At 73.7% G+C, this 10640-nt stretch carries 10 protein-coding genes, 1 tRNA gene and 1 pseudogene; 4 read left to right on the top strand and 8 right to left on the bottom strand.

Going from position 1 to position 10640, the window contains the following annotated elements; genetic code table 11:
* Positions 1-172: 172 nt before the first annotated feature.
* Positions 173-769, top strand: coding sequence for a hypothetical protein (locus AB0C03_RS31700; RefSeq protein ID WP_156057339.1), 597 nt, complete (start codon positions 173-175; stop codon positions 767-769).
* Positions 770-841: 72 nt separating this feature from the next.
* Here AB0C03_RS31700 and AB0C03_RS31695 read toward each other — a convergent pair.
* From AB0C03_RS31695 to AB0C03_RS31670, 6 genes are all read right to left on the bottom strand, one after another.
* Positions 842-915: transfer RNA gene (locus tag AB0C03_RS31695), tRNA-Ala, on the bottom strand.
* Positions 916-1226: 311 nt separating this feature from the next.
* Positions 1227-2003 (bottom strand): divisome protein SepX/GlpR, encoded by a 777-nt coding sequence (gene sepX, locus AB0C03_RS31690; RefSeq protein WP_036410858.1) that lies wholly within the window; start codon positions 2001-2003, stop codon positions 1227-1229.
* A gap of 206 nt (positions 2004-2209) precedes the next feature.
* Positions 2210-2860 carry a GNAT family N-acetyltransferase gene (locus tag AB0C03_RS31685; RefSeq protein ID WP_030329148.1) on the bottom strand — a complete coding sequence of 217 codons (651 nt, stop codon included), beginning with the start codon at positions 2858-2860 and terminating at the stop codon, positions 2210-2212.
* Positions 2861-2986: 126 nt separating this feature from the next.
* Complete coding sequence (locus AB0C03_RS31680) at positions 2987-4300, bottom strand: molybdopterin molybdotransferase MoeA (protein WP_030329151.1); 1314 nt, start codon at positions 4298-4300, stop codon at positions 2987-2989.
* Positions 4297-5259, bottom strand: a complete 963-nt coding sequence (locus tag AB0C03_RS31675; RefSeq protein ID WP_357640917.1) for a UTP--glucose-1-phosphate uridylyltransferase — start codon at positions 5257-5259, stop codon at positions 4297-4299. Before AB0C03_RS31675 ends, AB0C03_RS31680 begins: the two co-directional genes overlap by 4 nt.
* Positions 5260-5268: 9 nt before the next feature.
* Entirely contained in the window at positions 5269-7704 is a 2436-nt protein-coding gene (locus tag AB0C03_RS31670; RefSeq protein WP_036410859.1) for a diguanylate cyclase, read from the bottom strand.
* A gap of 85 nt (positions 7705-7789) precedes the next feature.
* Between AB0C03_RS31670 and AB0C03_RS31665 the strand changes: the two genes are divergently transcribed.
* Both AB0C03_RS31665 and AB0C03_RS31660 read left to right on the top strand, forming a co-directional pair.
* Positions 7790-8467 carry a 5-formyltetrahydrofolate cyclo-ligase gene (locus AB0C03_RS31665; RefSeq protein WP_210866606.1) on the top strand — a complete coding sequence of 226 codons (678 nt, stop codon included), beginning with the start codon at positions 7790-7792 and terminating at the stop codon, positions 8465-8467.
* Positions 8464-8670, top strand: a pseudogene (locus AB0C03_RS31660) (FmdB family zinc ribbon protein); the annotation flags it as partial. The gene AB0C03_RS31665 and the pseudogene AB0C03_RS31660, both read left to right, overlap by 4 nt.
* Before the next feature lie 14 nt (positions 8671-8684).
* Here the strand turns inward: AB0C03_RS31660 and AB0C03_RS31655 are convergent.
* Positions 8685-8900 (bottom strand): hypothetical protein, encoded by a 216-nt coding sequence (locus AB0C03_RS31655; protein WP_245233555.1) that lies wholly within the window; start codon positions 8898-8900, stop codon positions 8685-8687.
* Positions 8901-9496: 596 nt separating this feature from the next.
* On the opposite strand from AB0C03_RS31655, the gene AB0C03_RS31650 reads away from it, so the two are divergent.
* Positions 9497-9817 carry a hypothetical protein gene (locus AB0C03_RS31650; protein WP_357640913.1) on the top strand — a complete coding sequence of 107 codons (321 nt, stop codon included), beginning with the start codon at positions 9497-9499 and terminating at the stop codon, positions 9815-9817.
* A gap of 22 nt (positions 9818-9839) precedes the next feature.
* Here AB0C03_RS31650 and AB0C03_RS31645 read toward each other — a convergent pair whose 3' ends face one another.
* Positions 9840-10022 (bottom strand): hypothetical protein, encoded by a 183-nt coding sequence (locus AB0C03_RS31645; protein WP_030329161.1) that lies wholly within the window; start codon positions 10020-10022, stop codon positions 9840-9842.
* Positions 10023-10640 lie beyond the last annotated feature (618 nt).

Raw genomic sequence — 10640 nt, 5'->3', positions numbered from 1 at the left:
CGGAGTCCGGGCGGCGATCCGGCAAGGCGCGGTTTCGTCCGGATACCGGTGTCGTATCCGGACGAAACCGCAACGCCGCCGGTCGTCGTCCGGGCTCGCCGCAGGCCGGCCAGTCCTTATGAAACAGGCCCTGGACCGGGCACCGACCTAGCCGGCCAGACTGGAGGCGCGCGTGTCAGTCGACCTTGAGGCAACAGTGGCCCGGCCCATCTCCCTCGCCGAGGTGGTGACCGCCGCGCGAGCCACCCTGGCCGAACTGCTCGGCATGACCACGACGCCCGAGCTGATCATCGTCACCGACCGACGGTACGAACAGGGACGCCGCGTCGATTCCGGACGCCGCCTCGGGGCGGCGGAACTGCGGGCCACCACCATCGGCGACCGCATCGATCGCACGCCCGACGGCATGCCCGGTGCGATCCACCTTGAGGTCGATGTCGCGGGCTTCGAGGACAGTGTCTGGCTCCTGGTGATCGACCACGAACCGGAGACCGACGGTGGTCCGGAAGCCGTCTTCAGCCCGTACCGCACGTGCGTGAGTGTCGTCGTAGCGCTGGCCATGGCCCTTGCCGTCGCCGACCTCACCGGCGGACAGTTCACCGACGACCAGATCCGGCTGCTGCGGCCGGGCCACTCCGACCCGCGTCAGGTGGTCACCGCGACTCGACTGCCGCCGGAGCCGGGGGACTTCGCCGAAAGATGCGAGCGCTACCTTCGCCAGTTCGCGCATCTCCGCGGGTGGCCGCGCGACGTGTCCATGCGCCCCTGACGGCGTCGCCCCGCCACCCGAAAGATCGGAAAAGGCCGTCTCCGACTCGCGGAAACGGCCTTTGACCTGGGGTGGAGCTGAGGGGATTTGAACCCCTGACCCCCTCGATGCGAACGAGGTGCGCTACCAGTCTGCGCCACAGCCCCCCACCGGCGAACCGGCTTCGGTCCCACCCGGCTTACACCGGGCGGGCCGGCAGCAAGGCTAACAGGTTGCCGGCCCCCACCGCGAATCCGCCCCCTGCGTGGCGCTCCCGCAGACCCGAAGATCGACTCGGCTTCCTGAAAACCGGGGCATCCCGGACGCCACGACACCGCGACTTTCAAGAACCCGAGTCGATCAAGCCAGCCGGCACCGGGCAGGCAAGGGCTGGGGACCGACCCAGGCCGGAGACCAACCCAGGCCGGAGACCAGCCCAGGCCGGAGACCGACTGGGCCGGGGAGGCCAGCCCGGGGGTCAGGCGCCTCGGCCGGCCTCGTAGGGGCGGCCGCGGAGACCGCCCGACCGCCGGTACGAGACCGACCCGCCGTTGACCGCCGCCGGCAGGTCGCCCTGCCGGTCCAGGCCCATGGCCGCTCGGCGTACGCCCTCGCGCTGGGCTGCCAGGCGGCGTTGCGCCTCCCGGCGGGCCGCTGCCCGGCGGGCCTGCTCCCGGCGCACCTCGGCCTGCCGGGCGGCCAGCCACGCGGCCTCCCGGGCGCGGGCCCGGCGGCGGCGACGCCCGGCGAGGGCCTGACCCCGCAGGTGGACGACGTACAGGGCCAGAAGCAGGAAGGTGACCCCGAAGCCGACCCAGAAGCCGGGGCTGACGAACAGCACGCCGATCAGCTCGACGACGTTGAGGAGCAACAGGGCGGCGAGCACCCGGCGACGCCGGTACACGGCGGGGGTGTGCTGTCGGCGCGGCGGTGGCCGGCGTCGGGATCGCTTCGGCGCGGGCGGTACGGACCGCAGCCGCCCGGAGCGACGGGCGGCCGGCGGCGCGGAGACCGGCGCACCCAACGTGCCGGTAGTCGCATCCTCGCTGAGGGTGACGACCAGTGAGCGCGGCGGGTGGACGGGTCGCCGTCCCGGCACAGTGCGGCGCCGTCGGCGGCGCTGGAGCACCCGCGCCGTCGACTGCGCCCGCTCCGCCACCAGCCGCTCGGTGGCGTCGTACCGGCGAACCAGCGCCGGGGCCAGGGCGAGCAGACCGGCGGCGGCGAGGACGGCGAGGAGCACCGAGGTCGGCACCCTCACCCCTCCCGTCACCGAATTCGAAGCAACCGTCATCCGACCGCAGGATCTTCCACCAATCACGCGTGGGCGCGTGGATCGTCCGGCCGGGGAGCGCTTGCCGCAGCTTGCAGTTACTTGAGGTTACGGCGCGCCGACCGGGATGCCACCGCGCCGCGCCGATCCCGTCCGTGGGACGAGTGGGAGGATGTGGCGAAATCCTCCTACCCCGCGTTGGCGCGTACCCGGTGCCAGCGGGCCAGCAGGCCACCTTCGGCGGCGATCTCCTCACTCGTCATCGCGTACCCGATGTGGTCCCGCCACGCGCCGTCGATGTGCATGTAGCGCACGTGGTACGACTCCTCGCGGAAGCCCAACTTCTCCACCACCCGCCGGGACGGTTTGTTCTCCGGACGGATGTTGACCTCCACCCGGTGCAGCCCACCCGGGCCGAACGCGTGGTCCACGGCGAGCGCGAGCGCCGTCGGGATCACCCCCCGTCCGGCCACCCGCGCGTCCACCCAGTAGCCGACGTAGCCGGAGCAGAGTGCCCGCCGCACGATGCTGCCCACGTTGATGTGCCCGACCAGCCGATCCCGGTCGCCCTCGCGCAGGCAGACCGCGAACGGCATGCCCTCACCCTCGCGGGCCGAACGCCGCTGGTCACGGTGCACCCAACGGAACGCGGCCGGCGAGTTCATCTCGTCCCAACTGCCGGGCAGCGAGGACTCCCAGGGCGCCAACCAGGCCCGGTTGGCGCGCCGTACCTCCGACCACGCGGCCGCGTCGGAGCGCCGGTAGGGCCGCAGCAGCACCGGGCCGTCGGCCAACTCCACCGGCCAGCCCGGCGACCGCGCGGGTCCGAAGAGACTCACCCGCACAGTCTCCCGCGCGGGACCGTGTCCCGCGCAAGTGGCCCCGCCGGGCCGCGCACACCCACCGCTACGGCCCGACGGTCGCGCGCCCGGTGACCACCGGGTCGACGGACCCGCCGGGAGACCTCACCGGCGGCGGTCCAGTAGCAGGACGTCCACCGTGGAGCCGGCCGCGGCCGTGGTGACCCGCTCGCCGAGCACCAGCAGCCCGTTCGCCTCGGCCAACCCGGAGAGGGTGAACGGGCCGCCGCTGAGCGGCTGGACCGTGTACCCGCCACCGCGTCGCTCGGCGACGTGCGCCGGCCGGAACTCGCGCAGCCCCGCCGGCGACGACACGGTCTCCAGCAGGTGCGCCCGCACGCTGGGCCGGAACACCGGCTCGGCCCCGGCGAGCAGTTGGATGGCGGGACGGGCCAGCACCTCGAAGCCGATCAGCGCGGCACCGGGGTCACCGGGCAGGCAGACCACCGGCACCTCCTCGGCGCCGACAGTGCCGAACCCGAGCGCGGTGCCGGGGTAGAGCGCCACGTCGGTGAAGGTGACCGGCCCGGCCCGGCCGCCCTCGCGGCGGGACAGGATCCGGCGCACCATGTCCCCGGGGCCGGTGCCGGTGCCCCCGGTGGTGATGATCAGGTCGGCGCGCAGCGTCTGGTCCTCCAGCAGCCCGCGCAGCCCCTCCGGGTCGTCGTCGCAGATCCCCACCCGGTACGCCAGTGCGCCCACCTCGGCCGCCGCGGCGGTCAGCGCGTGCGAGTTCGCGTCCACCACCTGACCGGGCTGGCTGCCCCGGCCCACGTCGACGAGTTCGTCACCGGTGGCCACGATGACCACCCGTGGGCTGGGCCGGACCACCACGTGTCCGATGCCGGTCGCCGCGAAGACCGCGACCAGGGCCGGGGACACGTAGGTGCCGGCCCGGGCGAGCAGGGTGCCGGCGGGCAGTTCCTCACCGGCGCGGCGTACCCCGTACCCCCGTTTGGGGGTGCGGAAGATCTCCACCGCGGCCATGCCCTGGTCGGTCCACTCCACCGGGACCACGACGTCCGCGGCGACCGGCAGTGGCGCCCCGGCGGCCACCGAGAAGCACGAGCCGGGGGTGAGCCGGACCGGTCGCCAGCTCGCCGCGCCGAGATCGCCGACCACGTTGAGCCGGATGGTGCGACCACCGGGCGTGCCGGAGGGGGCCGGGACGTAGCTCGGCCCCCGACCCCCTCCGGAAATGTCCTCCCAGCGCGCGGCGTAGCCGTCCACCGCCGCCTGGTCGAAGGCAGGGAAGGCGTGCGGCGCGACGACGTCCTCGGCGAGGACGTTGCCGTGCGCCTGGGTGAGGTCGAGGTCGAGTGGTGGCAGCGCGCGCAACCTGCGCAGCACGCTGCCCAGGTAGTCGGCGAGCGGCGTCAACTCGTTCGCGGCCGCCTCGGCGTCGGCCGTCGCGGTCATGTACCAGATCCGCCTGCCGCGTCGGCCTTGACGAAGTCGGCCAGCCAGGACCGGAACTCGGTGCCCAGGTCGTCGCGCTCGGCGGCGATCTGCACCACCGTCTGGAGGTAGCCCAGCGGCATGCCGGTGTCGTAGCGGGTGCCCCGGTAGACGATCGCGTGCACCGGGGTGCCCTCGCTGCGCAGCAGCTCCATCGCGTCGGTCAGCTGGATCTCGCCGCCGCTGCCCGGCTTGGTCCGCCGGATCGCGTCGAAGATCGTGCCCGGCAACACGTAGCGGCCGAGTACCGCGAGGTTGCTCGGGGCGTCCTCCGGCTGTGGCTTCTCCACCATCCCGGTCACCTTGACGACCTCACCGATGTCGGTGAGCTCCGACTCTGCCGGCTCGACGGAGGCGATCCCGTACCGCTTGGTCTCGGCCGGGTCGACCTCGAAGAAGGCGAGCACCACACCGCCGGTGCGGGCCTGCAACTCGATCATCGCCGGCAGCAGCGGCTCCGACGGCTTCACGAACTCGTCGCCGAGCAGCACCGCGAAGGGCTGGTCACCGACGTGCGACTCGGCGTACCCGACGGCGTGGCCGAGCCCGAGCTGCTCGGGCTGCCGCACCGTGTAGATCTCGGCCAGCTCGCTGGGCCGACGCACGGCCGCCAGCCGCTCGGAGTCGCCCTTCTCCTCCAGCCTGGCCTCCAGGTCCGGACGACGGTCGAAGTGGTCCACCATCGACGTCTTACCCCGGCCGGTGATCAGCAACACGTCGTTGATGCCGGCCTGCGTGGCCTCCTCGACGATGTACTGCAACACCGGCCGGTCCACCACCGGAAGCAGTTCCTTGGGCACCGCCTTGGTGGCCGGCAGGAACCGGGTGGCCAGTCCGGCGGCCGGGATGACGGCCTTGACCGCCAGGGGACGGCCGGTTGCGGCGACCGTCGACGAGGGATTCGCTGAGTGCTCCGACATGCCGCGAGACTATCGGCCACGGCTCTGCCGCGGCGGGTGTGGCCCAGAAGACGCGCCGCCACCCGACCCCGGCCGCGTCGCGTCCGGGCCGGCCCGCGCCCCACCCGGGGCGCTGTCCGGCGTGTCGTCGGCCGCATCAGGTCGGGCGTGCGCCGGGCCCACCACCGATTCCGGTACGCCCAACGTCGGGTCGGACCGGGCGGACCCGCCCGGCTCCCGGGTGGCCTGCACCGGCTGGCCGGCGCGCGGCAGTCCGTCGGGTGGGCTCACTGCACCCGCGAGAACCGGGATCTCCCGGGTCGGCAGATCCGAGCGCACCTCGGCGACCCGGTACGTGTCGCGGCCCGCCGCCTTGGCCGCGTAGAGCGCGTCGTCGGCGGCCTCCAGCACCTCCCGCCCGGTGCTGCCGTTGTCCGGGAAGACGGCGATGCCCACCGACACGGTCACCAGGACCGGCCCGGCGTACGCCTCGACGGCGATGGGCGTGTCCCGCACCGCCGCACCGAGCCGTTCGGCCACTATCGCCGCGCCCCGCGCGTCGGTCTCCGGCAGCAGCAGCACGAACTCCTCACCACCCTGGCGGAATGCCAGGTCGACCTCGCGAATCTCCCCGCGCACCCGTCGGGCGAACTCGGCCAGCACGGTGTCCCCCGCAGCGTGCCCGTACGTGTCGTTGACGTCCTTGAACCGGTCCAGGTCCAACGCGAGGACGCTGAGCATCCGCCCGAAGCGGCTGGCCCGTTCCACCTCCCGCCGGATCGACTCACGCAGGTAGCGGTAGTTCCACAGCCCGGTGAGCGGGTCGGTGAGGGAAAGCCGCTGCGCCTCCTCGTGCACCCGGACGTTGTCCACCGCCACCGCCGCGTGACCGGCGAAGGTGCGCAGGGTGGCCAGGTCGTCGTCGTCGAACTCGTCGGCGCCCAGCCGGTCGTAGAGGGCCAGCACCCCGAGCGCGGTCGCCGCGCCAGCCTCATCGGCCGCCGCCGAGGGGCCACCGGGGGTGGCCGGGGCACCGCCGCCCGGGGCAGCGAACGGAACCGCGACGTACGTGCGGCAGCGTGGCTCACCCGTCGGTGCCTCGGTCGGCTCCGCCCTCCCCCGCTGCGGTTCGCCGGTGGCGGCGACCGCACCGACGATGCCGGCACCGACCGGCACCCGCAGCGTCTGCGGCCCATCGGTCTCCTCGTCCGGCCAGCGCCCGTCCAACCCCTCGGTGCACTGCGCGACGAGTACCCCGCCGGTCTCCACCAGCAGCACGGCACCGGCCCGCGCGCCGGTGGCCCCGATGGCGCTCCGCAGGATCACCCGCAGGATGCGTTGCAGGTCGTGCGTGCTGGCCAGGGTGTCGCCGAGCACCGCGAGATGCCCGCGCAGCTGATCCCGGTTGCTGGTCAGCGCCGCGACGTAGGAGCCGGTCTCCCGGGTCATCCGGTTGAACGCGGCGGCCAACCGCCCCAGCTCGTCGCGGCTGCGGACCGGCACCCGGGCGGTCAGGTCGCCCTGGGCCACCCGGTCGACCGCACCGGCCAACTCGGCGAGCGGCCGGGTGGTCACCCGGGCCAGTCGCCAGGCGGTCAGCACGGCGAGCAGCCCGGCCAGCACGACCACCCCGAGCAGCGTGGCGTTCAGCCCTGGTGGCCGTTCACCGGGCACGGAGAGCACCAGTGGCAGCGGCTGCGCGTCGGAGGGTCCGAGCCGGCGCACGTAGCGGCCGTCGTTGGTCTCGGTGACCTGCTCGCCCCGGACGGTGACGGCGGCGGCCAGCACCGCGTCGCGTACGTCACCGGATTCGGTCGTGTGGGTGACCCGAGCGGCGCGCGCCCCACTGTCGAGCAGGGTGACCGCCACCCCGGTCACCGCGGCCAGCCGCGCCACGAAGGCCGGGTCGACACGTTGCGCGGCGGTCACCGTGCCCAGCCGGGCGCCGGCGCGGTCGTGCAGGTCGACCTGGGCGGCCAGCGCACGGACCGGGCCGGCCGAACCGTCGGTCGAAACTGTGCCGGAGCCCCCGTTCGGGCCCTCGGTCGCGCCTCCGTTCGGGCCCTCGGTCGCGCCTCCGTTCGGGCCCTCGGTCGCGCCTCCGTTCGGGCCTTCGGTCGAGCCGGCGCAGTCCCGCCACGGGGTCGACGGCGCACCGGGCGAGACGTAGGTGACCCGGCCGGACACGTCGGTGATCAACACTGCGGCGGCCAGGCCCCGGCCGACCAGTTGCGCGGCGGCCACAGCCGGCTCGGCGGTGAGCGCCACCGCGTCGGCGGTGGCCCGGAGCTGCTGGCAGAGCGCGTCGACCGAGGTCCGCACCGTGGACGCCGCCACCGCCAGGCGCTCGGTGGAGCGGCTGCGGTCGACCGCCGCGACGGTGGAGGCGACGAAGAGCGCGCCGAGCAGGACCGGCCCGAGCACCACCACGAGGAAGGCTGCCGTCAACCGCCCGCGTAGCGTCACTCGGTCCCCCCGGAAGTTCCGCCTCCGTTGCTTGCGATGCTGACACAGTGCAACCGTGGGAGAGGCGTTGCGTCAGGAGTGTTGCGTGCCGGAATTTTCTGATGAAGCGGAAGTGACCCGGGTGGCGAAGCGGAACAGCCGCGTCGAGCTGCTCGCCCGCCGCCGGTCGCTGCCCGCCGCGACGAGGGCGGCCGCCGCCGGGCGCGTGCAGGCCGAGCTGGTCGCTCTGGTACGCCGGCTGCGCCCGCATCGGATGACGGCGTACGTGCCGGTCGGCGCCGAACCGGGCGGCGCCGACCTGCCCGAGGTGCTGCGGGAGGCGCTGCCGGCGGACGCGGAGTTGCTGCTGCCGGTGCTCCTCGCCGACCTGGATCTGGACTGGGCGGCCTATACCGGGCCGGCTGCCTTGATCGCGGCGGGTCGGGGTATCCGTGAACCGACAGGCGCCCGTCTCGGGGTGACCGCCGTGGCGGAGGCGGAGCTGGTGGTCGTACCGGCTCTCGCCGTCGACCACCACGGTCGGCGGCTCGGGCGCGGCGGCGGCTCGTACGACCGGGCACTCGCCCGGGTGCCCGAGGCAGCCCTGACGGTGGTGCCCCTGCACGACGGTGAACTCGTCGAGGCGCTGCCGGTGGAGCCACATGACCGTCGGGTGCGCGCGGTCGTCACCCCCGCCGACGGGGTGCGTACGCTTGACGGCGGCCCGGGTGCGGCGCACGGTGTCGCGCCCCACACGTCCGCTGGACGAACCCGGGGCGAATGACGCACCATTGGCACTCGAATACGTCGAGTGCCAACTGGCTGAGCCCAGATCCGGAGGAGAACGTGCCCACGTACCAGTACGCCTGCACCACGTGCGGTCACCAGCTCGAGGCGGTGCAGTCCTTCTCTGACGAGCCGCTGACCGAGTGCCCGGCGTGTGAGGGGCGGCTGCGCAAGGTCTTCAACTCGGTAGGCATCGTCTTCAAGGGTTCGGGCTTCTACCGCACCGACTCGCGGGCGTCCGGCTCCGAGACGACGGCCGGCGGCACGGCCAGTAAGCCGGCCAAGTCCGAGTCGTCCTCCGGTGACAGCTCGTCCTCCTCGTCCTCGTCCGGGTCGTCCTCGTCGTCTTCGGGCTCGCCGTCGACGTCCGGGTCGTCCTCGGGCTCGTCGTCCTCTTCGGGGTCGTCCTCGGGTGGATCGGGCGGCGGCAAGACGGCGGCGGCAAGCTCCGCATCCTGATCGCCGAAGGCCCGACCCCACCCCGGGTCGGGCCTCCGCCCCCACGCGTCAGGCCCCCAATCCCACGGGTCGGGCTTCCGACGCCACCGGTCAGGCCCCAATCCCACGGGTCGGGGCTTCCGACCCCACCGGTCAGGCCTCCATGCCCGCAGGTCGGGCTCCCGAGCCCACCGGTCAGGCCTCCATGCCCGCAGGTCGGGCTCCCGAGCCCACCGGTCAGGCCTCCAAGCCCTCGGGTCGGGTTCCCGAGCCCACCGGCCGGCCTCCAAGCCCTCGGGTCGGGCTCCCAACCCCACGGGTCGGCCTCCAAGTCCCCGGGGTCGGGCCTTGATCGACTCGGTTTTCAGGAAGTCGGCCCATCCAGGTCGCCTCGATAGGCCGATTTTCTTGATGGCGAGTCGATCAAGGGTGGTGCCATAGCAAATCGACCCGGCGGACGGGCGTTTTCCACAGGCCGGGCGGTTGTCCACAGGCGTCGGCCGTGGGTCGGCCGAGGTGGACGGTAACTGCCTAGCCTGCCGTCCATGGGTGCCGCTGCGGCGCTCGGGGACGGGAGGCGGCAGAGGCGATGGTCGATCCGAATTCCGCGCGGGCGTTGCGCCCGCTGCGCCAGCTCGCCCTGCCCCGCTGGCGCACCCTGCTCCGAGCCGGTCTGGTCGCGGCGCTGCTCGGCCTGGCCGCCGCAGTCCTACAGACCCCGGCCGGATGCCCGCCGACAGTCGTGCCCGCTGACGCACCATCCGTGGCCGACGACCCGCCCCGGCAACTGCCCTCCACCGCACCATCCGCGGCAGACGAGCCACCCCGGCGGGTCGACGAGGACCGCTCGGCCGCCTCCGGCGGGGCATCCCCTCCCGACAGCACCGGAACGGCCGGACCGACCTCATGAGGGTCCGGCCGAGCCGTCGGGGTCAGTCCCAGTGCGGGGGGCGTTCGGCGAGCAGCCAGTCGTCGTTGTCGCCCGACCGCTCGCCCCAACCACGGTCGGTGTCGTCTGAGGTCTGCTCGGGCAGCACCACGAAGTCTTCGCTCAGGTCGACGGCGCGGTCGTCGTCTCCGCGTGCGCCGTGCGTGCCGGGGTCCTCGGTGCTCACGAGCGGCAAGACTAGCGCAGCTCATGCCGGCGGACCGGGCCGCGGACCGAAGCCACGCCGACCACAAACAACCAGACTGCCGAGCCCTGCCGACCAGAAACAACCATGCCGCCGATCGAGGGACTCCCCCAGAACCCGCCAGACCGACAACCGTGGCACGCCGGCCAGAAACGACCGGGCCGCCGGCGGCGTTGGTAGCGTCGGACGGCGTGACGACCCCCAGCGGTGGCAGCACCCCGGACGACTACTGGCGACGGCCTGACACCGGTGACGACGCGCTGGCGGACCAACCGCCCACCGCATCCGGTGCCACACCACCGACCGGGTCCATGACCCAACCGCCGGCCGAGCCCACCAACCCACCTACGAGCGGGCCCACCAGCCCATCGCCGACGGGACGCACTCCTGCCGGGCCCACCGGCGCACCGCCGGCCGGACAAACCGGACCAACAGCCGGGCAGACCGGCCCCACGTTGCCGGACGGCGGCACTCCCAGCGGACACGCCGGACCACCACCTGTCGGCCAGGCCGGCCCACCACCGGCCGGACAAACCGGACCACCAGCCGGGCAGACCGGCCCCACCTTGCCGGACAGCGGCACTCCCAGCGGACACGCCG

Source organism: Micromonospora parva (genome assembly GCF_040649675.1).
Lineage (GTDB): Bacteria > Actinomycetota > Actinomycetes > Mycobacteriales > Micromonosporaceae > Micromonospora > Micromonospora parva.
This window is presented reverse-complemented; position numbering and strand designations above follow the sequence as displayed.

Coding starts and splice junctions, on each gene's coding strand:
- AB0C03_RS31675 (WP_357640917.1), bottom strand. CDS start 5,259: ATGTCGGAGCACTCAGCGAATCCCTCGTCGACGGTCGCCGCAACCGGC.
- AB0C03_RS31680 (WP_030329151.1), bottom strand. CDS start 4,300: ATGACCGCGACGGCCGACGCCGAGGCGGCCGCGAACGAGTTGACGCCG.
- AB0C03_RS31650 (WP_357640913.1), top strand. CDS start 9,497: ATGGTCGATCCGAATTCCGCGCGGGCGTTGCGCCCGCTGCGCCAGCTC.